30 protein-coding genes, 1 tRNA gene and 5 pseudogenes are annotated in these 24,357 nt (G+C 64.9%); 29 read left to right on the forward strand and 7 right to left on the reverse strand.

What is annotated here, in order from left to right:
• Window positions 1-49 precede the first annotated feature (49 nt).
• The 24 genes and pseudogenes from XCSCFBP4642_RS27660 to XCSCFBP4642_RS27685 all read left to right on the forward strand — a co-directional run bounded on the left by XCSCFBP4642_RS27660 (window position 50) and on the right by XCSCFBP4642_RS27685 (window position 12,316).
• Window positions 50-969 (forward strand): annotated as a pseudogene (locus XCSCFBP4642_RS27660) (baseplate assembly protein).
• Window positions 962-1,507 (forward strand): phage tail protein I, encoded by a 546-nt coding sequence (locus XCSCFBP4642_RS0119930; RefSeq protein ID WP_029221322.1) that lies wholly within the window; start codon window positions 962-964, stop codon window positions 1,505-1,507. Before XCSCFBP4642_RS27660 ends, XCSCFBP4642_RS0119930 begins: the two are co-directional and overlap by 8 nt.
• 12 nt (window positions 1,508-1,519) lie before the next feature.
• Complete coding sequence (locus XCSCFBP4642_RS0119935; RefSeq protein WP_029221323.1) at window positions 1,520-3,319, forward strand: hypothetical protein; 1,800 nt, start codon at window positions 1,520-1,522, stop codon at window positions 3,317-3,319.
• A 17-nt stretch (window positions 3,320-3,336) separates the two neighbouring features.
• Complete coding sequence (locus XCSCFBP4642_RS25400) at window positions 3,337-3,537, forward strand: hypothetical protein (protein WP_033898593.1); 201 nt, start codon at window positions 3,337-3,339, stop codon at window positions 3,535-3,537.
• Between the two features lie 9 nt (window positions 3,538-3,546).
• On the forward strand, window positions 3,547-4,563 hold the full coding sequence (locus tag XCSCFBP4642_RS0119945) for an IS30 family transposase (protein ID WP_029218148.1): 1,017 nt from the start codon (window positions 3,547-3,549) through the stop codon (window positions 4,561-4,563).
• Between the two features lie 7 nt (window positions 4,564-4,570).
• Window positions 4,571-4,768, forward strand: a pseudogene (locus XCSCFBP4642_RS0119950) (hypothetical protein); the annotation flags it as partial.
• Window position 4,769: 1 nt separating this feature from the next.
• Window positions 4,770-5,444, forward strand: a complete 675-nt coding sequence (locus XCSCFBP4642_RS27665; protein WP_084624600.1) for a hypothetical protein — start codon at window positions 4,770-4,772, stop codon at window positions 5,442-5,444.
• A 143-nt stretch (window positions 5,445-5,587) separates the two neighbouring features.
• The gene (locus XCSCFBP4642_RS0119955) at window positions 5,588-6,151 is read left to right on the forward strand and encodes a phage baseplate assembly protein V (RefSeq protein WP_029221325.1); all 564 of its coding nucleotides are present in this window, start codon (window positions 5,588-5,590) and stop codon (window positions 6,149-6,151) included.
• A complete protein-coding gene (locus XCSCFBP4642_RS0119960; RefSeq protein WP_029221326.1) occupies window positions 6,148-6,507 on the forward strand; it encodes a GPW/gp25 family protein in 360 nt (119 codons plus the stop codon). The genes XCSCFBP4642_RS0119955 and XCSCFBP4642_RS0119960 overlap by 4 nt, the downstream gene beginning before the upstream one ends.
• A gap of 11 nt (window positions 6,508-6,518) precedes the next feature.
• Window positions 6,519-6,659, forward strand: a pseudogene (locus XCSCFBP4642_RS25995) (phage tail protein); the annotation flags it as partial.
• Between the two features lie 44 nt (window positions 6,660-6,703).
• Window positions 6,704-7,003: a phage tail assembly protein gene (locus tag XCSCFBP4642_RS0119970; RefSeq protein ID WP_029221327.1), complete on the forward strand. Its 300-nt coding sequence runs from the start codon at window positions 6,704-6,706 to the stop codon at window positions 7,001-7,003.
• A gap of 8 nt (window positions 7,004-7,011) precedes the next feature.
• A complete protein-coding gene (locus XCSCFBP4642_RS27670; RefSeq protein WP_005922203.1) occupies window positions 7,012-7,125 on the forward strand; it encodes a GpE family phage tail protein in 114 nt (37 codons plus the stop codon).
• 383 nt (window positions 7,126-7,508) lie between these two features.
• Window positions 7,509-8,297 (forward strand): annotated as a pseudogene (locus tag XCSCFBP4642_RS0119980) (bifunctional DNA primase/helicase); the annotation flags it as partial.
• A gap of 320 nt (window positions 8,298-8,617) precedes the next feature.
• Window positions 8,618-8,836, forward strand: coding sequence for a hypothetical protein (locus XCSCFBP4642_RS0119985; RefSeq protein WP_029221329.1), 219 nt, complete (start codon window positions 8,618-8,620; stop codon window positions 8,834-8,836).
• On the forward strand, window positions 8,833-9,120 hold the full coding sequence (locus XCSCFBP4642_RS0119990; RefSeq protein WP_029221330.1) for a hypothetical protein: 288 nt from the start codon (window positions 8,833-8,835) through the stop codon (window positions 9,118-9,120). The genes XCSCFBP4642_RS0119985 and XCSCFBP4642_RS0119990 overlap by 4 nt, the downstream gene beginning before the upstream one ends.
• Window positions 9,120-9,392 (forward strand): hypothetical protein, encoded by a 273-nt coding sequence (locus tag XCSCFBP4642_RS0119995; RefSeq protein ID WP_029221331.1) that lies wholly within the window; start codon window positions 9,120-9,122, stop codon window positions 9,390-9,392. Before XCSCFBP4642_RS0119990 ends, XCSCFBP4642_RS0119995 begins: the two co-directional genes overlap by 1 nt.
• Before the next feature lie 77 nt (window positions 9,393-9,469).
• Window positions 9,470-9,895 carry a hypothetical protein gene (locus tag XCSCFBP4642_RS0120000; RefSeq protein ID WP_029221332.1) on the forward strand — a complete coding sequence of 142 codons (426 nt, stop codon included), beginning with the start codon at window positions 9,470-9,472 and terminating at the stop codon, window positions 9,893-9,895.
• Window positions 9,888-10,070, forward strand: coding sequence for a hypothetical protein (locus XCSCFBP4642_RS0120005; RefSeq protein WP_029221333.1), 183 nt, complete (start codon window positions 9,888-9,890; stop codon window positions 10,068-10,070). Before XCSCFBP4642_RS0120000 ends, XCSCFBP4642_RS0120005 begins: the two co-directional genes overlap by 8 nt.
• The gene (locus XCSCFBP4642_RS29290; RefSeq protein ID WP_160170396.1) at window positions 10,063-10,212 is read left to right on the forward strand and encodes a hypothetical protein; all 150 of its coding nucleotides are present in this window, start codon (window positions 10,063-10,065) and stop codon (window positions 10,210-10,212) included. The genes XCSCFBP4642_RS0120005 and XCSCFBP4642_RS29290 overlap by 8 nt, the downstream gene beginning before the upstream one ends.
• A complete protein-coding gene (locus tag XCSCFBP4642_RS0120010; protein ID WP_029221334.1) occupies window positions 10,209-10,433 on the forward strand; it encodes a hypothetical protein in 225 nt (74 codons plus the stop codon). Before XCSCFBP4642_RS29290 ends, XCSCFBP4642_RS0120010 begins: the two co-directional genes overlap by 4 nt.
• Window positions 10,430-10,702: a hypothetical protein gene (locus XCSCFBP4642_RS27680; protein WP_167331399.1), complete on the forward strand. Its 273-nt coding sequence runs from the start codon at window positions 10,430-10,432 to the stop codon at window positions 10,700-10,702. The genes XCSCFBP4642_RS0120010 and XCSCFBP4642_RS27680 overlap by 4 nt, the downstream gene beginning before the upstream one ends.
• Window positions 10,699-10,908, forward strand: a complete 210-nt coding sequence (locus XCSCFBP4642_RS30215; protein ID WP_029221335.1) for a DUF7696 family protein — start codon at window positions 10,699-10,701, stop codon at window positions 10,906-10,908. The genes XCSCFBP4642_RS27680 and XCSCFBP4642_RS30215 overlap by 4 nt, the downstream gene beginning before the upstream one ends.
• The gene (locus XCSCFBP4642_RS0120020; protein ID WP_016849275.1) at window positions 10,905-11,129 is read left to right on the forward strand and encodes a hypothetical protein; all 225 of its coding nucleotides are present in this window, start codon (window positions 10,905-10,907) and stop codon (window positions 11,127-11,129) included. The genes XCSCFBP4642_RS30215 and XCSCFBP4642_RS0120020 overlap by 4 nt, the downstream gene beginning before the upstream one ends.
• Window positions 11,129-12,316: a site-specific integrase gene (locus XCSCFBP4642_RS27685; RefSeq protein WP_084624604.1), complete on the forward strand. Its 1,188-nt coding sequence runs from the start codon at window positions 11,129-11,131 to the stop codon at window positions 12,314-12,316. The genes XCSCFBP4642_RS0120020 and XCSCFBP4642_RS27685 overlap by 1 nt, the downstream gene beginning before the upstream one ends.
• 66 nt (window positions 12,317-12,382) lie before the next feature.
• Here XCSCFBP4642_RS27685 and XCSCFBP4642_RS0120025 read toward each other — a convergent pair.
• The 4 genes and pseudogenes from XCSCFBP4642_RS0120025 to dtd form a co-directional block, all read right to left on the reverse strand.
• Window positions 12,383-12,458 (reverse strand) — tRNA-Ile (locus tag XCSCFBP4642_RS0120025).
• A 113-nt stretch (window positions 12,459-12,571) separates the two neighbouring features.
• Window positions 12,572-12,892: pseudogene (locus tag XCSCFBP4642_RS25405) on the reverse strand (hypothetical protein).
• Window positions 12,893-13,067: 175 nt separating this feature from the next.
• On the reverse strand, window positions 13,068-14,942 hold the full coding sequence (gene rpoD, locus XCSCFBP4642_RS0120035; RefSeq protein ID WP_029221336.1) for an RNA polymerase sigma factor RpoD: 1,875 nt from the start codon (window positions 14,940-14,942) through the stop codon (window positions 13,068-13,070).
• 108 nt (window positions 14,943-15,050) lie between these two features.
• Window positions 15,051-15,491, reverse strand: a complete 441-nt coding sequence (gene dtd / locus XCSCFBP4642_RS0120040; RefSeq protein WP_029221337.1) for a D-aminoacyl-tRNA deacylase — start codon at window positions 15,489-15,491, stop codon at window positions 15,051-15,053.
• 100 nt (window positions 15,492-15,591) lie between these two features.
• Between dtd and XCSCFBP4642_RS0120045 the strand changes: the two genes are divergently transcribed.
• Window positions 15,592-16,506: a lauroyl acyltransferase gene (locus XCSCFBP4642_RS0120045; RefSeq protein WP_033898598.1), complete on the forward strand. Its 915-nt coding sequence runs from the start codon at window positions 15,592-15,594 to the stop codon at window positions 16,504-16,506.
• A 286-nt stretch (window positions 16,507-16,792) separates the two neighbouring features.
• Here XCSCFBP4642_RS0120045 and XCSCFBP4642_RS0120050 read toward each other — a convergent pair whose 3' ends face one another.
• Entirely contained in the window at window positions 16,793-17,314 is a 522-nt protein-coding gene (locus XCSCFBP4642_RS0120050) for a GNAT family N-acetyltransferase (RefSeq protein ID WP_029221339.1), read from the reverse strand.
• A gap of 241 nt (window positions 17,315-17,555) precedes the next feature.
• On the opposite strand from XCSCFBP4642_RS0120050, the gene ribA reads away from it, so the two are divergent.
• The 3 genes from ribA (at window position 17,556) to XCSCFBP4642_RS0120065 (ending at window position 20,804) form a co-directional block, all read left to right on the forward strand.
• Entirely contained in the window at window positions 17,556-18,689 is a 1,134-nt protein-coding gene (ribA, locus tag XCSCFBP4642_RS0120055; protein ID WP_029221340.1) for a GTP cyclohydrolase II RibA, read from the forward strand.
• Window positions 18,690-18,828: 139 nt separating this feature from the next.
• Window positions 18,829-19,305 (forward strand): PH domain-containing protein, encoded by a 477-nt coding sequence (locus tag XCSCFBP4642_RS0120060; protein ID WP_029221341.1) that lies wholly within the window; start codon window positions 18,829-18,831, stop codon window positions 19,303-19,305.
• Window positions 19,302-20,804, forward strand: coding sequence for a PH domain-containing protein (locus XCSCFBP4642_RS0120065; protein WP_029221342.1), 1,503 nt, complete (start codon window positions 19,302-19,304; stop codon window positions 20,802-20,804). Before XCSCFBP4642_RS0120060 ends, XCSCFBP4642_RS0120065 begins: the two co-directional genes overlap by 4 nt.
• Before the next feature lie 83 nt (window positions 20,805-20,887).
• On the opposite strand, the gene XCSCFBP4642_RS0120070 is transcribed toward XCSCFBP4642_RS0120065, so the two are convergent.
• The gene (locus XCSCFBP4642_RS0120070; RefSeq protein WP_029221343.1) at window positions 20,888-21,946 is read right to left on the reverse strand and encodes a CDP-glycerol glycerophosphotransferase family protein; all 1,059 of its coding nucleotides are present in this window, start codon (window positions 21,944-21,946) and stop codon (window positions 20,888-20,890) included.
• On the opposite strand from XCSCFBP4642_RS0120070, the gene XCSCFBP4642_RS0120075 reads away from it, so the two are divergent.
• Window positions 21,947-22,771, forward strand: coding sequence for a glycosyltransferase family 2 protein (locus XCSCFBP4642_RS0120075; protein WP_029221344.1), 825 nt, complete (start codon window positions 21,947-21,949; stop codon window positions 22,769-22,771). It abuts the gene before it with no gap.
• Between the two features lie 168 nt (window positions 22,772-22,939).
• Here the strand turns inward: XCSCFBP4642_RS0120075 and XCSCFBP4642_RS0120080 are convergent, their stop codons facing one another.
• On the reverse strand, window positions 22,940-24,220 hold the full coding sequence (locus XCSCFBP4642_RS0120080) for an O-antigen ligase family protein (RefSeq protein ID WP_029221345.1): 1,281 nt from the start codon (window positions 24,218-24,220) through the stop codon (window positions 22,940-22,942).
• Window positions 24,221-24,357: the final 137 nt, after the last annotated feature.

Here is a 24,357-nt window from a genome sequence, read left to right on the forward strand (position 1 = left end):
GAGAGCTTGGCCGACCATGTCAGCGATGTTTCCAAGCATCGTCACCTCCATGCATGCGCCACATCGACTCCGGCATGGTTATTCGAGGTGCCCTGCAGTCGACCTGTCTAAACTTCAAGCTCCAGATCTAATTGAGGTACTGGGCTTCGAAGCGATATTCGAGGAAGCGCTAGCCCAATTTCGCAAGCTGCTGCCAGAGTTCTCCGCGTTCTCGGAAGCCGATCCGGTCTACAAGATCCTGCAGCTATTCGCAGCCCGCGAGCTACTGCTCCGCCAGCGTGCCAACGATAAGGCGCAGCAGACGATGCTGGCCTTCGCCACCGGCAACAACCTCGATCACTTGGGCGCCTTGTTTGGCGTCGCGCGCCTGGTGCTCGATCCAGGGCGGCCGGAGAACGGCATTGCACCGACCCGTGAGTCGGACGTGGACTTCCGCCGCCGCATCCAGCTGGCGCCCGAGGGCTTCAGTGTGGCCGGCCCCGAGGGCGCCTACATCTACCATGCACTCAGCGCATCCGCGGATGTCATGGACGCCAGCGCGACCAGCCCTGCGCCTGGTCAAGTGTTGGTCACTGTGCAATCGCGCACTGGCGATGGCGCCGCGCCGCAGGAGCTGCTCGACGAAGTGACTGCCGTGCTGACCGATGCCGACGTGCGCCCGTTGACCGATGAAGTCGCGGTCCAGAGCGCGCAGATCGTCCCGTATGCCATCCGTGGGCGCGTCTACACTACGCTGGCCCCGACTCGGCGGTGGTCATGCGCGAAGCCCTGCGCAGCCTGCAGGCCTATCTCGCCGAAGCGCACCGCATCGGTCGCGATGTACCGGAATCTGCCATCAAGGCCAAACTGTTCGCCGATGGTGTGCAGCGCATCGAGCTGGACTCGCCTGCAGCCGACATCCGGATCAGCCGCACGCAGGCCGCCTACTGCACCGCGATCGACATCGTGCACGCCGGCATCGATGAGTAGTTCACCGCTGCCACCCAATGCCACGCCGATGGAGCGCGCCCTGGCGGCCGTCGCCGATCGCCTGGAAGCGATCCCGCTGCCGTACACGGATCTGTGGAATCCTGACACGTGCCCAGCAGGCCATCTGCCGTGGCTGGCCTGGACGCTATCAGTGGACGACTGGAGGGCCGACTGGAGCGATGCGGTCAAGCGCTCGCGCTTGCGTAGCGCCATGGCTATCCAGCGGCGCAAGGGCACGGCCAACAGCGTCCGGATGGTGGTCGAGTCGTTCGGCGGCGCGGTGGCCATCCGCGAGTGGTGGCAGACCGACCCGCGCGGCGCGCCACACACTTTCGAGCTCACGCTCACGTTGACCGGGACCGATGGCCAGAACGCAACGTCTCGCTTCGTCAATGAGGTTATCGCCGAGGTCGAGCGCACCAAGCCTGTCCGTTCCCACTCCACCTTCACCCAGGGATTCCAAGCAGAGGCCCGCATCGGCGTACTCGCCGTCGCGCGGCCAGCCGTCTACCGGCGCCTGCTCATGGATGCCCAGTAACTGGACCCCGACATGCCCGGTCTCAAGCTCCAAGTCACCACCGCCGGCCGCGCCGCGCTGGTCAATGAACCCAACACCGGTACCAATCCGGTGCTGATCAGCCATGTTGGCATCGCAGGCGCGCCATTCAGTGTCTCTGCTGCGTTAACCGCGATGCCGAGCGAAATCAAGCGGGTAGCGGCTGTGGGCGGGGCTGTCACCGCCGACGACACGATTCATGTGTCCATTCGTGATGAATCCGACGCCGTCTATGACTGCTACGGTTTTGGCATGTACCTGTCCAACGGCACGCTGTTTCCGGTGTACAGCCAGCAGACGCTTCTACTTGGCAAGGCAGCCGCCGCAATGATGTTGCTCGCCGTGGATGCGGTCTTTGCCGACATCGATGTAAAACAGCTCGCCTTCGGCGCAACCAACTTCACTGACCCGGCCGCCACAACCGACATGGCCGGAATCGTCGAACTCGCCACTGAAGAAGAAGCCACCGCAGGCACCGACAAAATCCGCGTCATCACCACGTGGTTGTTGAAGAGGATCTTGGATGCCCGCCTGGGAGCCGATGCGCCGTCGGCTTTCATGCGTGGACTGCTGGGCATTACCAGCGCCGCCTTGCTGCGTACCGCCCTGGAACTGAAGGGAGCTGCCCTCAAGGATGAAGGGGCCGGCAACAACTTGGATGCCGACAAGCTCGACGGGCAGCATGGCGCCTACTACCGGGCTTGGGAAAACTTGACCGGCATCCCTGCCACCGCGAGCCAGTGGCCGTCGTGGGACCAGGTCGGCAACAAGCCGCAAACCTTCACACTCGCCGAGCATTCGCACGCCAATTACGTGCTCAAGAGTGGCGACGCCATAACGGGGCAGCTCACGGTGCCGCGCTTGGGGATCAATCTGAGCGGCGGTGCACAAGGCGCATTCGACGCGATCGTCTCCACCGCCGGCCGGGTACTCATGCGTGACTATGGCAACGGCACGCCTGTTATGGATTTCGTCAACACGGCGAACAATTCCTGGGTCGCAGGTCGCATCCGGACCGGCGCCAACGCGCTCTACCTCGAAACCACGCAACTCGCCGTCACAGGTGCAGGCTCGTTCGGAGGGTCCGTGCACGCCGATAGCTTTGGCTCCGCATCGGGCTATTTCATCAACAAGAGCAACGTCACTGTCCTCGGGGCTGAGGGTGGCACAAGTATCTATCTTCGACCCAACGGCGCTTTCAACGGCGCGGCAGAGGCCGTACTGAACACCGCAGGAAGCCTACTGCTGAAGGCGACCGTGAGCAGCCCAGGCAACGGCGTCAACAGCTTTGCTCATCTGAGCTCCGGCAGCTTCGGTGGCGGCTTCGGACTGATCGACGGCGCCTACAACATCGGCTTTTGGAGCGAAAACGGTCACCTTCGTATCGGCATGGCGACCTACAACGGCGCATTGCAGCAGCGCATGGGGCTGACTACTTCTGGCGCGCTATCAGCCGTTGGCGGGTTTGACTTCGGCTCTTCCCGCAAGCTGAAAAACATCATCGGCGTTTTGCCCTACGGCTTGGCCGAGGTGGAACAGGTCACCACGCTGCTGGGGCGCTACAAGGAGCAGTACAACCCGGATGGCCGCGTGCGTCTGTTCTTCGATGCAGAGCAGCTGCTGGAGGTGATGCCCGAGACAGTGGATGCACATGGCGTGAGCTTTCAGGGCGAACTGGTCCCGGCAGTGCACATTGACCAGCTGCTACCCGTCGCCTTCAACGCCATCAAGCAACTATCCACTGCCGTTCGACAGTTGCAGGCGGATCTCGCTGACCTACGCCCCAGTCACTGACCCAACAGGTAGATCCCATGCAGAGTAATTCTCGAATCCGCACACTTGCGCCAGGCGTTGACGTTGAGCGAATCGCCGTGGAGTCCCATTTCTTCTACGACCCGCTGACCGGCGTGGCAAACGTAGTCTTCCAGGGCATGGAGTTTCTGCTGCTGGATGGCGCTGTGAACAAGATGCTTAGACTCAACTTCCAAGTGCAACACCCCGCCTTGACGTAGGGTAGCGGCATGGGCACACAGTACAGACACCTGGGTTCCGAAGAACGCGCTTTGCTTCAAATCGAACTTGGTAACGGAATGAGCATCAACTCCATTGCAAGGCGACTCAATCGCAGTGCGTCCACCCTGTCGCGCGAGATAAGGCGACAGGGCGAACCTGTCTATGCGGCAACCAGCGCAGCCAGCAACTATCGGCTGCGCCGCAGAGCGTGCGTTCGAAGGCGCCGGCTTGTTGAAGGCAGTGCGCTCTTTCAGCAGGTGCGTGACGACTTGGTTCTGTATCGTTGGTCGCCCCAGCAAATTGCTGCCAAGCTCAAGGCCATGCATCCGGATGATCCAAGTCAACGCGTGAGTCACGAAACAATCTACGCCGCTATCTACGCGCATCCGCGTGGTGGTTTGAAGAAAGAGCTTGTGGAGGCGCTTCGTCAGCACAAGCCGACGCGAGGCTTGCGCCGTACAACCGCTGCCAAGCGCACGTGGGTGCCGGAGGAGCTGCGTATCGTCCATCGGCCTGAAGAGGTGGCGCAGCGCTTGATTCCTGGGCACTGGGAAGGCGACCTGATCAAAGGGGCTTTCAACCGCTCGTGCGTAGGCACGCTGGTGGAGCGAAAGACGCGCTTTGTGGTGCTGTGCAAGATGGATGGCTGTACTGCACAGGATGCGCTGGAGGGCTTCACGCGACAGATGAAGAAGCTGCCGCGTTTCCTACTGGGAAGCCTCACCTATGACCGCGGAACCGAGATGACGTGTTATCCAGAGCTGATGAAGCGGCTCAACATCGATCTTTGGTTCGCCGATCCACATGCGCCCTGGCAGCGCGGCAGCAATGAGAACACCAACGGCCTGCTGCGCCAGTTCATGCCAAAAGGCGCGGACTTGTCCAAGGCGAGCCAGGAGTATCTCAACAACGTCGCCGACCTGATGAACGCCCGGCCACGGCAGACGCTTGGCTGGAAGACGCCGAACCAGGCGCTGGAAGAAGAGATCGCTCAATTCAACTCACGTGTTGCACTTGCAAGTTGAGACCGCCATGTTGGATGGCCGGGAGCCGCTCACCACAACCTCAGATGCCATCGCGACGCGCATGTTCGCCGCCGGCCTTGCGGATCCTGTAACCGGCCAGGATCTGTCAAATGTCAGCGCTGCAGGCGTCGTCGTCTACCTGAAGGCCGTCTATGACCGCCTGCACAACGAGGCTGCTGCCGCCCTGCCGCCGGCGATTGCCTAATATGGCAACGGGATTTCGCACGGGCGCAGGGCTCGATTTCGATGATGTCTTCGACCTGTACGTGCAGGGTGACGTTGGCAGCGCATCGGGCTACCGCTCGAACGATGGCAACGACTTGCACCGTCGGTATGCACCGTTGGCATTTGGAAGCAGAGCGGCGGACGTTGGCTACCGTGACAATGCGGGCTCTGACCTCAGTAACCGATGGGCGAGAAAGGGCAGCGCGGTCTACACGCTGTCCAACAATGGCGTCCACTATTACGCGGGCAGCCAAGCCGCCACGTCCGAAGGCGGCAGCCAGACGGCAAGCGCATCGTTCTGGATTCGAGCGAATGGGACATGGGCGCTCGGCCTTTCCGGGAAAGGGGTTAGCGGTTCTCCAACTTCCGGAACGTGGCTGCCTAGCGGTCAACCGGCGAGCAACTATTCTGTGCAGTTAGATTTTGCCGTGTCCTGGCTGCGCGGCAATCGCAATGGGACATCTTCCAACACAGCTGCGAACTATTCGCCGTTGACCGGCGACTATGGCTGCGGCATCACATCCACTGCGCTCTCGGGATCAGGCAACGAGTGCTATGGGGAAGGCAGGCTGACCATTCGTATCCGTAACAATGCCACCGGCTATGTTTCAACCACGGTCATTACGCTCGTTGCAGAGGCAGTCGGCTTCGCCTGACGCCAGCTCCGGCGCATACTGGCTCATAAAGCGCTGCACGCCGACGTCGCTTGATCAAATGCAATCGACTGCACTCCGTGTAGCCAACCGTTATACGAATCGATTCAAGTGCGCCACAGCATGCCGCCACCGAACATGGATGCATGGGCAATGCATCCTCCGCACTGAGTAACGCCATTCGCCTCGGCACCGTCGCCGAGGTGAACCTGGTGAACGCGCGGTGCCGCGTGCAGGTCGGCGAGATGCTGACCGACTATCTACCCTGGGTCGTCACGCTGGCCGGCACCACCATCATCTGGTCGGCGCCGGCAATCGGCGAACAAGTTGTGGTGCTGTCGCCGGCCGGCGACCTGGCCGATGGCCTGGTACTACGCGGTCTGTATTCCGACCAATTCGCTGCGCCTGCCGCCTCCGACACACTGCACGTGCTGCGCTTTGCCGATGGGGCGCAGCTGCAGTACGACACCGACGCGCACGCGCTGCAGGCCACGCTCCCCAGCGGCGGTATCGCCACGATCACCGCCGATGGTGGCATCACTCTCAACGGTCCGCTGACCGTCAACGGCACCACCCAACTCAACGGCGATACCAGCATCACCGGTACCGCGACTGCGACCACCGACGTGCTCGGCGGCGGGATCAGCCTCAAGAACCACAAGACCACCGGCGTGACCGCCGGCAGCGCGCTCAGCGGTGGACCGCAGTGATAGGTGTGGATGCCAACACCGGTCGGCTGATCGAAGGCGAGGAACACCTGGCCCAGTCGATCGCCTGCATCCTCACCACGCCTATCGGCACGCGCGTGCACCGCCGCGACTTCGGTTCGCTGCTGCCCGAACTGATCGACCAGCCATTCAACGGCGCCACACGCACGATGCTCTACGGCGCCACCGCCACTGCGTTGATGCGCTGGGAGCCGCGTTTGCGCCTGACCCGCGTCGACCTGGTCGTCGGCGAAGCGCCGGGCAGCTTCCTGCTGACCATCGAAGGGCAGCGCACCGACGTTGCCCCAGCCAATGCGCGCTCGCGCCTGACCATTCCGCTCCGCTTCCGCACGTCCTGATCGAGGAATACATGTCCACCGCCTACCACCACGGTGTTCGCGTCATCGAACTCAGCGCCGGCACGCGCACCATCCGCACCGTCTCCACGGCTGTCGTCGGCCTGGTGGCCACGGCCGCCGATGCGGATGATGCTGTCTTCCCGCTCAACAAGGNTTCCGGCCTGGCGCCGCCAGGCCTCAGCCCTGAGACCTTCCGATGACCCCGACCTTTTCCCCAGCCATTCCCCTCGACCAGCCCATCACGCGCGGCGAGCAGACCATCACCGATCTCAAGGTGCGCAAGCCCGGCGCCGGTGAGTTGCGCGGCCTCAAGCTCGCCGAGCTGCTGCAGATGGATGTCACTGCGCTGGCAACGCTGCTGCCGCGCATCTCTTCGCCCACGCTGACCACTGCCGACGTCAACGCGATGGATCCGGCCGATCTGTTGGCGGTCGGCCAGGAGGTGGCGCTTTTTTTGCCGAAGGCACAGAGGGAAGTGGTTTCCCCGACTGCGTAGAGGATGCGATGGCCGACATCGCGGCCATCTTCCACTGGCCGCCGTCTGAGATGGACGGCTGGTCGCTGCACGAACTCACGGCGTGGCGCGAGCGTGCCCGCCTGCGAAGCGGAGCCGAATGATGCCCTACCCGAACCACGAGGCCGCCTAAATGGCGGCCTCCGACAATCTGCGCCTGCAGGTCATCCTGGGCGCCGTCGACCGCGCCACCGGTCCGTTCCGGCGCGTGCTGAGCGGTAGCCGCGGCGTTGCCACCGCGCTGCGCAACCAGCGCGACGCGCTGCGCCAGCTCAACAGCCAACACCGCGACATCGGCGCCTATCGCGAGCAGGTCGCGCTGGCACAGCGCGCCAAGGCCACGCTCGATGCGCAGCGGCAATCGGTGCGCACGCTTGCCCAACAGATCAAGGCCACCAGCACGCCCACCGCTGCGATGCCGAGTTCGAGCGTGCTGTGCGCACCGCACGCGAACTCAAGACCGCACACGGTGCGCAGGAGGCCGGCCAAGGACTTCTTCGGCGGCGGCACGCTGGCAACACGCGGCGTGCGCAATGGCGGCAACGAGACCTATGAGCCACCGTTTCGCGGCACGATCGTGATCACCCAGAACGCTGCGGTGGATGCCAGCGAAGCGATCCTCACGCGCATCGTGAAGCTGCACTTCAAACGCCCGCAGGTCACCACCGAAAGCCGCATCGCGGCCGACAACCTCAACGCGCTGCAGGTCGAAGAAGTCAGCTACTTCCTTGTGCGTGCCGTCCGCCAGGAGCGCGCCATCCTCGATCTGTTCGCCGAGCGGGTGAAGGTGTTTGGGGCCAAGCTACGCGCGCAGCAGGATCTGCGCCTGGAACGCGTCATCAAGAACCACGCCCAGATGCTGGCGCTGTTCGACTGCCTGCGCCTGGTCATCACCATCCCTGACGACATGGTCGAGCAGACGCGGCTGGCGCTGTTGGACATGGCGCTGGAACGGCAGAAGGCGATCAGCGCCGACCACGCGATGGTCAACGAGTTCTGGGAGGTTTACGAATACCTCGAAGCCACCGGCCACGGTAAAGCCGTCGTCAACCACAGCCGCGACGCGCAGCGCATTGCGATCAACCTCAATCACTTCGCGGCACGGGCCGCGCAGTTCAGTCAGCCCGTGCCCGATCTCAAGGTGCTGCGTGCGCTGCTCGGAGACTCGCGCCGGCACAAGTTCATCGGCGCGAACGTGGCCGTCAACAGCGCTGTCCTCAAGGACGACCTGACTGGCGTCGGTACCACCGTTAAGTGCTGGGTGTTCGCCAAATGAGCGCGCTTTCTCATGTTGGAAATTTCTGGAAATTTTCGTTGACTTTCACTCAGCAGCAGAGCAACCATTACTGCGTCGCCGCACAATCGGCGACCGGGTTTGACAGCCCGACTAGGAGGCGCACCAGCGCCCATCGATCGATGCACGGCGCTTTTTTCATGCCCGCTGTGTCGTCGTGGGTACGTGCCAGCCAGTTCTATGGCGGGCGGTGTGCGGAGGCCTTCGGGCCTGCCGGTGACTCCTACCGGTCTGTCAACCGCGCATCGTCCGCCACCCCGTTTGACAGCGTTGTGGCGGACTCCAACAACTTAGGAGCCTGCATGTCTTACGACGCCCAAGAAGCGCCGGCAAATGCCGCGCGTCAGATCGCCCATTACTTCGGCCTGATCGCCGACACCCTCGACTGGAACCACACCGCCTGGCTCACCCTGCAGGCGAAGCTGCAGGCCATGGGCAAAGCACCCGAGGCGCTGACGTTGGCCGATGTCGAGGCTGCCATTTCCAGCATCAATGCCGACCTGGCCGAGGTGCGCCAGTGAGCCGGCGCGACATGCACAAGGCGCTGCGCGTCGCTCCCGGCGTCTACCTGCTCGTGCAGATCCGGGCGACCGATGTGCTGGCCGAGCTCTACGCCGACGGTCTGCATGATCGCCCACCGGTGATGTTCGCCTGCAGCGCGATTGACGAGCCGAGCGCGTTGTTTCTTGTCGATGACGGAACTGGCCTGATCATCGGCTCGTTGCACGTGATCATGCCGGAAGCCGAGGCCGCCGCGCTGCAGGAATGGGTCATCGAGCGCATGCCTGCATTGGAGGTGGCTTGATGGACGCCGCTCACCCGAACACACAGCTGCCAGAGGACGCTGACTTCTCGATCAGCGAAGAAGGTCAGTCCCGGCTTTGGCTCGCCTACCACGCGACCACATTGCTCGCCGCGCTGACCAACGATATCGCGATCGAGGCTGGCATCAATCACGACGGACCGGCGGCAGTGGCCGAATACATTCGCCACGAATTGCTTGATGTCCTCAGCAGCGCGCAGCGTCTGCGTGAGCCTGACCCCAGCATCCCGCCATCCGGCGCCGACCTGATCTAACCCGCACCAGCGGGCCGGCGGGCGGTGCTCGAACACCGCCCCAAGGCCCTCCACCAACGCAACTTTGGAGAGTCGATATGCAACAGCACACTGGAACACGTCCAGCCGCGGCAGCACGTCTGCTGGCTTCGGGCACCGGACCCGGCCCGGAGGCTACCACGCCGGCCGTCGTCGCCTACGATCGCAGCATGGGCGACTGCTCAGCGACCATCACCACGCACGTCACACATGGTCCGGTCGTGGTCACTGCCGTCCTGAACATGGGGCCGCTTCGCCAGGTGCGTCAGTCCTGGGAGCGGCGTCGCGGCACTGGTACTGGCTGGAAGCTCGTCGACGGCCCCCGCCTGTGGACCACGGCGGAAGATCGCATTAGCACGGAGTTGGCCGAGTTCATGGATGGCCTGGACTTCCCCTTTGATCTGGCCAATATGCTGCCGCGCAGGCCAACTGCAGCTGCTGCAGCTGCGGTAGCGCAGGCCGCACGGGAGGTGGCCAATGGGTGAGTTGCTTGCCCTGGTGGTGGTCCTGGCGCCGGCGGCCGGTGGCGCGCTGGTCTACAAGCTGTGGTCGACGCGCCGTCCGCGCCTCACCCAGACCGGCCTGGCCGTTGGACAGGTGCCACAGCGCCTGCGTCGCCGCACTCGCATGGCTGTGCGGCGGGAGGCTGCTCATGGCTGATCGCCTGGAATCTTCCGGGCAACTGATTCTGACCTGCGACGAACAGCAGGCGCGCACCTGGTCGGTACGCTGGGGGTTGCGCCTCATCCGTGCTGAGGAAGCACGCGCCCAGCTCGGCGCCGCATGGAGGACGCAGCCATGAACCTGCAACGCACGATTGAGGTTGCTCGCGCCGCTGCGCGTATGGGAGGGCCCGGCCCTTTGTCCACTGGGGAGGCGCTGACCGCCGCTCTGGTGCTGAATCGTGCCGATTGGCTGGCGGAGATGGACTACACCATTGCCGAGGCGCTGGACCGGATCGACTCCGACACCGTGCAGCATCAGCGGGATGCCGAGCGCGCATTGCGCCAGGAGGGGCCATGACGCAACGTCAGGTCAACCACGATAGTCCTTTGCCACCCTGCACGAACGGGCACTTGTCTCGCCATGTGCTCGACGCCCGCCGCCCCGAGGCGGGCGGCGGGCACTTCATCGAGTGCGCATGTGGGCGCACACAAAAGCACCCCAGCTTCGAGTTGGCCATGACCGAATGGCGGCGTGCTCATCGCATCCGCACCCCTCGTCAGTCACGTCCCTGCGCACAGAACGTCGTGCAGCTCGGTCTGCGCTTCACCGGCACGCGTCAGCGATGATCGATGGCGCAAACATGGAAGGGTTTCGCAGGGCTTGCGAGGCGCGCCACTGGCTAAGGCAGGGCTACGTGGACGCGGTCAGGGTGCGAGAACTGAGGCTCCGCATAGCCGCCCAGCGCGGCTATGCGGCTGCTGACTTGCTCGTGGAGGAAATGCGCGAGCAATGGCGGCACAGGCGGGAGTGGACCAAGGAGCAAGATGCATGAGCGGTGAGGTACTTACGTTTGAGGATCTGCGGCGGCTGTGCGCACCGATTGGACCCTCCCCCCGTACCGCGACCGTCGTGCGTTGGGCCAATGATCAGGGCATCCGATACAAATACGACGGTCGAGGGGGTATCTGGACAACGCTAGACGCGCTCAACGCCGCGCTGGGATTGCAGCAACACAACGACATCGAGATGGATACAGAACAGGAGCTGATGTAATGGCAAGAGGCCGCAAGCGCAAATTCAATCCCCTCATACCATCTCACATTGATCAGGCCGCGCTCCCGCGCGGCCTTTATTGGGGGGATGGCCGGTGGTACGTCGTCGAGCCGCATCCCGAAGGTGGGAACAGACGAAAGCAAACCGTGGCCTACGCTGGAGCTCGTCTATCGGAACTGCACGGAATCATTGAGGAACGTGCAGGCAAGGGCATGCGAGGCACGTTGCGTTATCTCTTTGATCGCTTCCATGAGTCGTTGGAGTTCAAGGAACTAGCGACCGACACGCAAGATGACTACAAGCGCTATGCCGACTCCATTGCCGACTATCTGCGCAAGGACGGATCGAAACTGGGCTCGGTCCAGGTTGATCGCATCACGACGCCTGTGATCCAGCGACTCGTGGAAGTTTTCGCAATGGGACGGCTTGCCAACGATCACCAACCCGCGCTTCCTGCAACGCCCAGTAAAGCAAATCACCTTCACCGCTACTTACGTCGCACACTCGCATGGGGCATGCGTGTCGGCCTATGTAGATCAAATCCAGCCATCGGCGTGAGGCAAGCACGCGAAGCAAAGAAGCACCGTATGCCAACGCCGGCTGCATTCGACAAGGTGTTGACCTTCGCTCGTGAACGCGGCTCCCGTCCACCACACACAAAGGGTAGTTGCCCGAGCTACCTGGCGCCAGTCATGGTGCTCGCGTATAGCGCGCGCCTACGCGGCATCGAGGTGTGCACCCTCAATGACACACATAAGCAGCCAACAGGCATACATGCTCAGCGGCGCAAAGGATCACGCGATACGCTTACCGAGTGGGATCCTGAGATGATCGAAGCGTGGGATTTCCTCGCAGCGCGGCGAACCGCGATCTGGAATAAGAAAGGCCGAAGCTTTCCAGTCCCTATCAAGGCCGAGGATCGGCGGCTACTCGTTGAACAGACTGGTAGCCCCATGGCTAAGTCATCTCTGGATAGTGCCTGGCAACGATTCATTACGCTCGCAATGACTGAAGGGATCATCACGAAGCGGGAGCGCTTTTCTCTGCATGGCCTCAAGCATCGCGGCATTACCGACACAGTGGGCAACCGGGGCGACAAACAAGATGCTGCAGGGCACGTAACACCAGCAACGACAGGTCGCTATGACCACGCACTGCCAGTGGTAAAGCCGCCAAAGCGCAGCTAATTTTCCCGGCAATTTTCCCGGCAGCCCAAATCAGGGCGCTTGGCAGAAGCTAAGCTCTTGATTTTATGGTGGGCCCAGAAGGATTCGAACCTTCAACCAAAGGATTATGAGTCCTCTGCTCTAACCGTTGAGCTATAGGCCCGGTTGCACAGCGCTCGCTGGTGCCACATGCATGCATCGGGCCCACAGGAGTGGGGTAAGTTTACCTGTCTGTCTGCGGGCCTGTCTGCTGTATGTCAGGCACGCAACCATTCCTCACGCATCAGCAGTCTGTCGTTGCCTGTCGATCAGCTGGCGGCCTGCGCGGAAGCCCTGCGCGAGGGCGTCCTGATACGTGTCCCAGGTCTGTTGGTCACTGATCCGCGGCAGACGCGTGTTGCCGTTGTCGGCGTACACATCCACTCAAAGCGTCCACCTGGCCGTCGGTGAGGCCTACGCGGCGCGTACGCGGATCTCGTGATCGCGGCAAGTGGTGGTCTTGAGGCGGCTTTGCCTACTCACGGGACGGTCTCGTTTCCATCCGCATGCCAACCTAGAAGCCACGGTTGGAACATCAGGTGAGATTGAAGGAAACATCCACTTAATAACGCGCTGCGGTGCGGTTTCGTCGCCAGAACGTAAGGCGATTCCGTCCGGGCGGCGCTGTTCCCCGGCAGCGCACGCCGCAAGCATCAGCGCAGCGGCCCCATAACGCAACAGCCCCGCATCTGCGGGGCTGTTGTGTGATCAGGTGACCATGCCGACCGACAACTCAATCGATGTCCAGGAACGAGCGCAGCTGTTCCGACCGGCTGGGGTGACGCAATTTGCGCAACGCCTTGGCCTCTATCTGGCGAATCCGCTCGCGGGTGACATCGAACTGCTTGCCCACTTCTTCCAGCGTGTGATCGGTGTTCATGTCGATACCAAAGCGCATCCGCAGTACCTTTGCCTCGCGCGGAGTCAGGCCGGCCAACACGTCACGCACCGTCTCGGAGAGATTGATGTTGGTGGTGTTGTCGATCGGGGACTCCACGTTGGTGTCCTCGATGAAGTCGCCCAGATGCGAATCCTCGTCGTCGCCGATCGGGGTTTCCATCGAGATCGGCTCCTTGGCGATCTTCATCACCTTGCGGATCTTGTCCTCGGGCATGTCCATTTCCTTGGCCAGCTCCTCCGGCGTGGCCTCGCGGCCGAACTGCTGGAGCATCTGGCGGGAAATGCGGTTCAACTTGTTGATCGTTTCGATCATGTGCACCGGAATACGGATGGTGCGCGCCTGGTCGGCGATCGAACGGGTGATGGCCTGACGGATCCACCACGTTGCGTACGTCGAGAACTTGTAACCGCGACGGTACTCGAACTTGTCCACGGCCTTCATCAGGCCGATGTTGCCTTCCTGGATCAGGTCGAGGAACTGCAGGCCGCGGTTGGTGTACTTCTTGGCGATGGAGATGACCAGGCGCAGGTTGGCCTCGACCATTTCCTTCTTGGCCTTGCGCGCCTTGGCTTCGCCATAGGCCATCGCACGGCTGATTTCCTTGATCTCGCCCAGGGTCAGGTAGTTGGCCTTCTCCATCTCGATCGAGCCTTGCTGCTCGGAGACGATCTGGTCCTTGACGTCGCGCAGCGCCGACGACCACTTCTGCTTGCGCTTGAGTGCGTCTTCCACCCATTCCAGGTTGGTCTGGTTGCCTTCCCAGGAGCGGATGAAATCCTTGCGCGGCATGCGTGCCACGGTGGTGGCCAGGTGCAGCACCTTGCGCTCGTGATCCTTGATGCCGTTGACCACGCCACGCAGCTGGGTGACCAGCGCATCGGTCAGCGGCAGCGGCAGCTTGAGCGTGGTGAAGATGGCGGCCATGTCTTCGCGCGCCTTGACCACCAGCTTGTGCTCGGCACCGTTCTTGGCATGGATCTTCTTGAACTTGGCGTATTCGTTGGCCAGGTTCTCCATGCGCGTGGCCACTTCCACCGGGTCCGGACCGGTCGGGCCGGCCTCTTCCTCGGCAGCGTCGTCATCGCCGTCTTCGTCGTCGTCTTCATCGACCGCGTCTTCGTCCACGGCGACCGGGCCGGCAGCGGCCAGTGCAGCAGCGGCGGCATCGGCTTCTTCGATCAGATCGTTGAAGCCGACCACGATCTCGGCCAGACGCTTCTTGCCTTCCTTGTGCGCTTCGTAATCGGCCAGCAGCATTTCGGTCGACAGCGGGAACACGCCCAGTGCTGCCTGGACCTGGCTCAGGCCTTCTTCGATGCGCTTGGCGATGGCGATTTCGCCTTCGCGGGTCAGCAGCTCCACCGTGCCCATTTCGCGCATGTACATGCGCACCGGGTCGGTGGTGCGGCCACCTTCGGTATCCAGCGCAGTCAGCGCGGCGGCGGCTTCTTCGGCGGCAGTGTCGTCAACCTCGCGGTTGCCGGTGTTGCCATCGTTGAGCAGCAGGGTTTCGGCATCGGGGGCAACTTCATGGACATCGATGCCCATGCCGTTGATCATGCTGATGATGTCTTCGATCTGCTCCGGGTCGACCAGGTCGTCGGGCAGGTGGTCATTGACTTCGGCGTAGGTCAGATAGCCCTGTTCCAGGCCCTTGCTGATCAGTAGCTTGATGTCGGATTGCTGGGCAGGACGTTCGTTGGCCATGAGTGCTCGCGCCACCGGCTTTGAGATTGGAAAGAGAACCTAGCATTATACCAGCGTGAAGCCCGGTCTGCCGGGATCAAGGCGGGACCGCTGGTAGACGTGCTGTATCTAGGGTCTGAGAAGGAAGGTCACCGGGCCGTCGTTGACCAGGTCGACAACCATATGGGCACCAAAACGCCCGGTTTCCACCCCGCCGCGGTGTTTTTCGCGGCAGATCCCCACCAATTGATTGAACGCCCGTTCAGCCTCCTCGGGTGGCGCAGCCGTGCTGAAGCCCGGCCGGTTGCCGGAGCTGGTGTCGGCCGCCAGGGTGAACTGGCTGACCAGCAGCAATCCACCGCCGGTATCGGTGAGTGAGCGGTTCATCTTGCCGGCGTCGTCGCCGAAGACCCGGTAGCTGAGCAGGCGCTCGGCCAGGCGTCGGATCTGCGCATCGCTGTCGCCGGGCTCCACGCCAACCAGCGCCAGCAGCCCGGGGCCGATCTGTCCGACGATCCGGTCATCGACGGTGACCGAGGCCCGGGTGACGCGCTGGATCAAGGCGAGCATGGAGAGTCCTGGGCAGCAAAGTGTGTCGCGCAGCATGCCCAGCGCTGCCCGCACTGTCACCTGCGGGTCTTCGCCGGCCACGCTGTTTAGAATTGCGCGGATGACACCTGATCTTCGCGCTCGCCTGCTCTACGCCACGGCTGCCACCGTGGGCCGCCTGCCATGGCCGCTGCTCAAACGCATGGCCGACACGCTGGCCTGGAGCTGGCGCAAGCTCGATGCGCGCGAAGCGCGCGTGGCGCGCCGCAACCTGGAACTGGCCTATCCGGAGCTGAGCGATGCCCAGCGCGCGCGGCTGCATGCACAGATCCTGCGCTCGACCGCACGCCAGACCCTGGAAGTGCTGCGCACCTGGACCCGCCCGCCGGCGGAAAACCTGGCCCGTCTGCAACGCAACGGCCAGGAGCTCTACGACGCGGCACTGGCGTCCGGGCGCGGGGTGATCGTGGCAGCGCCGCACTTCGGCAACTGGGAATTGCTCAACCAGTGGCTATCCGAACGTGGCCCCATCGCCATCGTGTACCGGCCGCCTGAGTCCGAGGCGGTGGACGGGTTTCTGCAGCTGGCGCGCGGCGGCGACAACGTGCGCCAGGTGCGTGCCGAAGGCCCGGCGGTGCGGCAGTTGTTCAAGGTGCTCAAAGACGGCGGTGCGGTCGGCATCCTGCCCGACCAGCAACCCAAGATGGGCGATGGCGTGTTTGCGCCGTTCTTCGGCAAGCAGGCGCTGACCATGACGCTGGTCAACCGGCTGGCCGAGCGCACCGGCGCCAGCGTGTTGTACGGCTGGTGCGAGCGTGCCGGCGACGATCTGCAGTTTGCGCTGCATGTGCAGCCGGCCGACCCGGCGGTGGCCGATCCTGACCCGATACGCGCGGCCAGCGCGCTCAATGCCGGCATCGAGCAGATCGCCCGGCGCGATCCGGCGCAGTACCAGTGGACCTACAAGCGCTACACACTGCGCCCGCCGGGCAGCGGCGAGGCCAACCCGTACGCCACCGAGCGGCACCCGCACTAGGCCAGGAACAACACACCCCGCGTGGCCTGGCCGGCGGGTGCGGCCTCCGCGCACCCAGTGGCTGCGTGCGCGGCCTGGGTTGTCCGCGCTGGGGCGTTGCCAGCGGGCCGGTGATCGCAGCGTTGTGCCAGAGACGCAAGGCGGCACCCCCAACTACCAGGCGCTGCGGTCGGGACTGGCGGATGTCGCGTTGTTCCACCTTCCCGGCGCAGACTGCGCCCCTGCACCTGCAGCCCCTTCCTTCGAACCGCCCTGGCCGCATCAGCGGGCCGTAGCCGCACCACGCTCAGTCGTCGTGCGGCTCGGCCGGCGTGGCCAGGATGCGCTGATAGAACGCCAGGTCCAGCCAGCGCCCGAACTTGAAGCCAGCCTCGCGTACCGTGCCGGCATGGGTGAAGCCGAACTGCTCGTGCAAGGCAATGCTGGCCTGATTGCTGGCATCGATCCCGCCGACCAGCACATGCACACCGCGCGCTTCGGCCGCGGCGATCAAGGCCTGCAGCAAGAGACGGCCCAGGCCTTTGCCACGATGGTCGCGGTGCACGTAGATCGAATGTTCGACGCTGTACTTGAACGCCGGCCAGGCGCGAAAGGTGCCATAGCTGGCGAAGCCCATCAGCGCGCCATCGGCATCTTCCACGCCGATCACCGGAAATCCGCCGGCGCGCTTGACGGCGAACCAACCGACCATGCTCTCCGGGGGCCGCGGCCGGTAGTCGTAGAGGGCGGTCGAATGGACGATCGCCTCGTTGAAGATGTCCAGAATGGCGCTGGCATGCCGTGCTTGACTGCAGTCGATAAGACGCATGGGACCTGCTGAACCGAGAGATCGCCTGATTAGAAAGCATCGCCGGGCGCTGAACAACGTGCCAGGTGCGCAACCAATCACCGCCAGTGCCGTCACTCATTCGCGGCCGCTGGATGCAGCGTTCCAGCTGACGGTGGCAACCGTCGGTTGCCAAGCACGCGACAATGGCGCCACGCGTCCGGCAACGGCGCGGCGGCGTTCGCCTTGAAGCGGCCGTGGCCATCCCCATTTGGAGTCGTGCATGAGCAGCCCCGTCCCCTCCCCCAGCGCACCGGCCTTCGGCGATCCGGCGGCGATCCGCTGTGAGCGCGCCGCCTCCGAGTTGCGTGCTGGCCGGCCGGTGCTGCTCACCGCCGCGGGCGGGCAGTCACGCGCCGTGCTGGCGCTGGATAGCAGCACGGCACAGTCGTACACCGCTTTCGCGCGTGCGGCGCAGGGCCGCCACTATCTATTCGTCACGCCCACGCGCGCGCAGGTGCTGGGGCTGACCGCGCCGCAGGGCGCACGCGTCGCGCTGGCCGACTACAGCTACGACCAGCTGGCCGCCCTGGCCTATCTGCGCGACACCCCGGTACCGGCGCACTGGGCGGCCGGCGACGCGCTGGATGCCGGCGGCGTGGAGATTGCGCGGCTGGGGCTGCTGTTGCCGGCGCTGCTGGCAGTGAACCTGCGCGACGTGCACGACCATGCCGCCTTCGCCGGCTGCCAGTCGCTGGCACTGGACGACCTGGGCAGCGGGTGCGCCAGGTCAGCCGCAGCCGGCTACGAGCTGGTCACCCGCACCCCGGTGCCGCTGCGCGGCCTGGGCATGAGCGAATTCGTGGTGTTCCGTGGCGGCGTGGCGCAGCGCGACCAGGTGGCGATCGTGGTCGGCCAGCCCGACCTGTCGGCGGCGGTGCCGGTGCGTGTGCATTCCTCGTGCCTGACCGGCGACCTGTTCGGCTCGCTCAAGTGCGATTGCGGCGACCAGTTGCGGCATGGGCTGGCCAAGCTGAAGGAGCTGGGCGGCGGCGTGCTGCTGTATCTGGACCAGGAAGGCCGCGGCACCGGCATCGCCGCCAAGATGCGCGCCTATGGGTATCAGCATGCCGGCCTGGACACCATCGATGCCGATGCGCAACTGGGCTTCGGGCCGGACGAGCGCCGTTACGGCAGTGCGGTGGCGATGTTGCAGGGCCTGGGCATCGGCCGGATCCGCCTGCTCACCAATAACCCGGCCAAGGCCGAGCGCCTGCGCGCCGCCGGCATTGCGGTGGAAGACCGCATTCCGGTCACCGGCGACATCACCCCGGAAAACGAACACTATCTGCGCACCAAGGCGACCCGTGCCGGCCATGCGCTGGATGTGGATGCGCTGATCCTGGCCGCGCAGTAAGCACCGCCTGCGCCGGATGCGCCCGCCCGCGGCGCCCGGCTATGCTTGCGCACCGCTCCTGCAGGCCAGCCTTGTGCACGACGCTCCACCGCCGCACCCCGAGGTCATCGTTGCTGCCGCGTCGGCACAGGTTGCGGCGGTGGACCACACCCAGTGGCAACCGCTGCCGCAACGCGGTGCGTATGTGGCCGGCGTCAACGGCGCGCTGGGCGGTGGATGTGCCGGGCTGATCGCGGCCGGCGTGACCGTCACCGTGCTGCACGCCTGGCATGACTGGCCGGTAGTGCTGGGCGTGACCGTGGTTGCCGCGCTGCTGGGTGCGTGGTTCGCGGTCAAACGGCATCGGCTCACCCACTGGAAACTCGATCAGCACGGCCTGGCGCTGCAACGCGGTCATCTGTGGCAGAGCGATACGCGGATTCCGATCTCGCGCGTGCAGCACGTGGACCTGCGCCGCGGGCCGATCGAACGCGCGACCGGCCTGACCACGCTGGTGGTGCATACCGCCGGCAGCCGGCTCAATGCGGTGGCCGTGTCCGGGCTGGATCGGGCCGATGCCGAGCAACTGCGCGACCGGCTGGCGCGCCAGCTCGACCACCACGACGACGCGCTGTGAGCGCGCTCGAACACCCCGGCCAGGACGAGCAGCGCCTGCATCCGCTGTCGTGGGTGTTCGTGTTGTTGCAGCAGATCCGCCAGTTCCTGATTCCGCTGGCGGCCTTGGTCCTGTTCGGCAGCCGCGATGGCAGCCGCGACTCGGCCGACCACATCGCCACCGGCGCGGTGATGGCAGTGCTGGTGGCAATCTCGGTGCTGCGCTATTTCACCTATCGCTACCGCATCGGCACTGATGGGGTGGCGATCCGCAGCGGGCTGCTGGAACGCAGCCGGCGCGATATCCCGTTCGCGCGCATCCACAACGTGGTGGTACACCAATCGCTGCTGCATCGGCTGGCCGGCGTGGCCGAAGTGCGGCTGGAATCGGCCGGCGGGCACAAGCCGGAGGCGGAAATGCGCGTGCTGCGGCTGGACCAGGCGCTGGCGCTGGAAGACCTGATCCGGCGCCGCGTGCAGTCTGCCGATGCGGCGCCGGTGCAGGCCGACGACAGCAATACCTTGCTGCGCCTGCCGATGGGCGAAGTGATCCGGCTCGGCCTGATCTTCAACCGCGGCATGGTGGTGGTGGCCGCCAGCGTTGGCGTGATCTACCAGATGATTCCGCGCCACGTGGCCTCCAACTTCATCGAGATCAACGGTGAAATCGCATACCGCTACGTCAACCAGGTCCATCCCGGCGCCGCAGTGGCCGCCACGCTGGCGGTGCTCGCCACCGTGGCAGTGCTGCTGGCGATGCGCGCGCTCTCGGTGGCGCTGGCGCTGGCGCAATACCACGGCTTCCATCTCAGCGAATCCGAACGCCGCCTCACCGTGGAGCGCGGCTTGCTGACGCGCATCCGCAGCAGCGTCGCACTACGGCGCATCCAGTCGTGGACGGTGTACGAAGGCCGCCTGCACCGTCTGTTCGGCCGTCGCCAGTTGCGCGTGGACACCGCCGTGGCCGGCACCGGCGACACCCACGGCAGCGCGCTGAAGGAGCTGGCGCCGATCGCCGAGCCGCAGCGCTGCGATGCCCTGTTGCAACGCCTGCTGCCCGGTATCGCCTGGCCGCCGCCGCAGTGGCAGGGCATTGCCACGCGGTGCTGGTGGCGCCTGAGCCTGCCGACGGTCTTGCTGTTGCTGCCGCTGGTGGCCGGGCTGGCGTGGCAGTTCGGAAGTCAGGTCGCATGGCTGCTGCTCTGGCTGCCGTGGAGCGCGTTCAAGGCGCATCGGCAGGTACAGCGCATGGGGTATGCGGTGGATGCGCGCTACGTGGCAGTGCGCGGCGGCTGGTGGACGCGCTGGTGGCGACTGGCCGAACTGGACAAGCTGCAGGCACTGCAGGTGCAACGCTCGCCGCTGGATCGCCTGACCGGCACCGCCACGCTGTGGCTGGATACCGCCGGTGCCAGCGCCACCGGCCCGGCCTTGCGGCTGCGCTTCGTGCCGCTGGCGCAGGCGCAGGCGCTGCAGGCGCAACTCGGCACCGCCCTGGCACGTCGCAGGCTGCGCTGGTGATCGGGAATCGGGATTGGGGGATTCGGGATTGAGTGGACGTAGCTGTTGGCAGCGCCATCTCGTCAGCGATCGACCAGCGGCCATCAATGCCGCGCCGGACCCCAGTAGCCAAGTTCGCGCCGGATCTGCAGCCCTCGCCATAACGCACCCAGCGGTTTGCGCCGTAGCGTACCGAGCCTGCCGGCGATGAAGTCATCGGTGGCGGCAATCACCCGCTCCGACGAATGCCCATCGCGGTAGGGATGGATCGCATCGGCATAGGCGGCCAGTGCGCTGCGCAACTCGGCATCCGGTGCCAGCGCGCGCGCCAGCTGTTGCGGCAGCTGCCCGGGCTGCTCGAAGTTGAGCATATGCGGCTGCGGCACGCGGTTGCGGAAGGTCACCACCGGTTTGTGTTGCACCACGAATTCGGACACGATCGACGAGGTGTCCGACACCAGCACATCGGCCGCACGCTGCGCGGCCATCACCTCTTCCGGTTCGACGAAGCGTGCATTGGCGCCGGCCAGCGCGCGATAACGATCGAACAATTCCGGCGCGCACTTGGGGTGCAGCGTGAGCAGCCAGTAATGCGCTCCGCGCGCGATGTCGGCGGCAAGCTGATCAAACAGCACCGGTGCCGCGCTCAGCCGCTCGGTGAAGGTGGAACCGAACAGGAGCGTCGGGCGTCCGTTGGCCGGCGCGCGCAGTGCGGCGCTGTGCCCGCCATCGTCGCGGAACACCGGGTCGAGCTTGGGCCAGCCGGTTTCGGCCACCGCAAAATGTCCTTCGCGCGCGGCCAGCGCACGGAACGGTGCGGTGGTGGCCGGGCCTTGCGTGCAGTACAGATCGAACAGCCCACGCACGCGGAAATGGCCGCGGTTGTCTTCGCGCTTTTGCACGTTGAATCCGTGGAACAGCTGCACCTTTGCGCCGGACACGAAGGGCGCCACCCAGTTGGCCGCGCCGAACACCGCACGCGGACGCAAGGCCAGCGCTTCGCGCAGGCCGACTTCGCGCACGCCCGGCAGCACCAGGCCACGCGCGCCGCCTTCGTACCAGGCGGCTACCGCATCGCCGCGGGCCTGTAATGCCTGCGCCAATGGCGCCAGAATAGGCAAGGCGTAACGTTCCGTTGCGAACAGCAGGTAATCGGCCATCACATGTCCTCTTCGACCGCACCCGACCAACGGCCGCGCATCAGCGCCTGCATTATCGCGTTCAACGAGGCCGATCGCCTACGCGATTGCCTGACCTCGCTGGCATTCTGCGACGAGATCGTGGTGGTGGACTCCGGCTCCACCGACGCCACTGCAGCGATCGCCGCTGCGCACGGCGCGCGCGTGCTGCAACGCGCCTTCGACGGTTACCGCAGCCAGAAGGCGTACTGCGTCGCACAGGCCAGCCACGACTGGGTGCTGTGCCTGGATGCGGACGAACGCATCAGCGATCCCTTGCGCAACGCCATCCTCGCTGCGCGCGACGCCGGCTTCGCCAGTGCGGCCGGCTACCGGTTCGCGCGGCTGTCGGAGTATTTCGGTCGCTTCCTGCGTCACGGCAATGCCTATCCCGACCGCGTGCTGCGCCTGTTCGACCGACGCCGTGGCGGCTGGCGCGGCAAGCGCGAGATCCACGAGGCGGCCAGTGTCGATGGCACGGTGCTCACCCTGTCCGGCGACCTGATCCACTATCCCTACCGCTCGCTGGCGCAACAACTGGCCAAGACCCAGCGCTATGCGCAGATGATGGCCGAACACGATCACGCACGCGGCAAGCGCGCCACCTGGAGCAAGCTGGTGCTGGCGCCGGCCTGGCGCTTCTGGCGCGGCTATCTGCTGCGTGGCGGATTTCGCGATGGCTGGCACGGGCTGATCTACGCCTACGTGCGCGCCAACTACGTGCGCCAGAAGACCATCATGCTGTGGCTGTTGCAGCACGACCAGCCCGTACAGGATCCACCGCGCGCACCGGATCGGCACAGCGACTGAGCGCGCCGATGCGCCGGCAATGCGGCCGCCGATCAGCGACGGCCGATGTACGAAAGCGCGTCCGTCGTGGTGTGGCAGTGATATCTGTACAGGCCTGAAGACGGCCACCCGCTCGTACGCACCAGATCCGCGTGTCCTGCGCCCTACGCACCAGCCAGATTGCGCCTGCTATGGGTTGCTGGCCGCCCCCGGCATTGCCTGCTGCTGCGCCTGACGCGCCGCCAGCCCCACCAGCACGCCCACCATGGCGGTATAGAAACTGGCCGCCACCTGGTGCGCGAACATCGACTGGGTCAGCCCGCACAGCGCATAGCTGATCACGAACATCACCCCGGCTGCGGCCGGGCCGCGAAACTGCGCGTGCCCGCTGCGCCGGTGCAGGCGCACGAAGATCCATAACGGCACACCGTACACCGCAATCAGCAGGAACAAGCCAGGAACGCCCTGGGTGGCGCCCCACTCGGCCAGATCGTTGTGCGCATGGCCCAGATGACAGCGCAGCAACCAGGTATCGCCCGCACAGACCGGCAGTTCATGCATCGCGTCGTCGAAACGGCCCACGCCGACGCCGGTCAGCGGATGCGCACGCAGGGTGTCCCAGGCCACCTGCAGGCGCTCGATCCGGGCACCGGCGGACGAATCGCTGTCGCCGACCTCATAGCGTTTCAGATCGCTCTGCAACTCGCCCAGGCGCATCTGATCGGTCAACGCAGGCACGCTGGCAACCACGCCCACCGCCAGCACCGCGCCGCCCACGATGGTCAGCAGGCGCATGCGTGCGTTTTGCCAGGGTGCGCCCCACACCAACACGCCTAACGTGACCAGCAAGGCCAGCCAGACGCCGCGGCTGCCGCTGAGCACGATCACCACGATCGCCGCGATCGCCGCACCCACCAGCCAGCGCACCGCACCCACCGGCCGGCAGAACGCCACCACCACCAGCAGCATCATCACGATATCGGCAAAGACAATTGCATTGGTCCAGCCCTCCGCGCGATCGGCGCCGTTCATCACCTGCAGCATCGCGATCAACATGGCCGCAAACACGCCAACCAGCGCGCCCCGCCACAGCCAGGCCTGGCGTGGCTGCAGCGCGTAGGCCCACAGCGCTGCCCACGGCAGCACCAGGAAGCGCGAGCGGTTGTCCACATCGCGCAGGCCGTGCTCGAACAGGGCGATCGACAGCAGCGACATGGCGATCACCGCCACCGTCAGCCAGCCCAGCGTCCGCAGCGACCAGCTGCGCTGCGCAATGCCGGCGCGCAGGCTGCGCCAGCCGACCAGCGAACCAAGCAGCAGGCACAGGCCAAACGGCAGCAGCCCGCTGGGCATGCTCACGACCAGCGCCGTCAGCGCGAACACCCCCAGTTCGGCAATGCTCACGCCTGCCCGCGATGTCACCGGAGCGGAGTGAGGAAGCGAAGCAGGCTGGGTGCGCAGGGAATTCATCGAGACATCGGTCAAGGGGTGAAGAAACGAACGGGTCGGGTTCAAACGCCGGCCAAGCTAACGATGCCGGGCATGAATCCTTGTTAGACAAGGGGCGCTGCATGCATTGGTGGCGGGCGCCAGAGACCAGCGGCGGC

This window comes from Xanthomonas cassavae CFBP 4642 (genome assembly GCF_000454545.1).
Lineage (GTDB): Bacteria > Pseudomonadota > Gammaproteobacteria > Xanthomonadales > Xanthomonadaceae > Xanthomonas > Xanthomonas cassavae.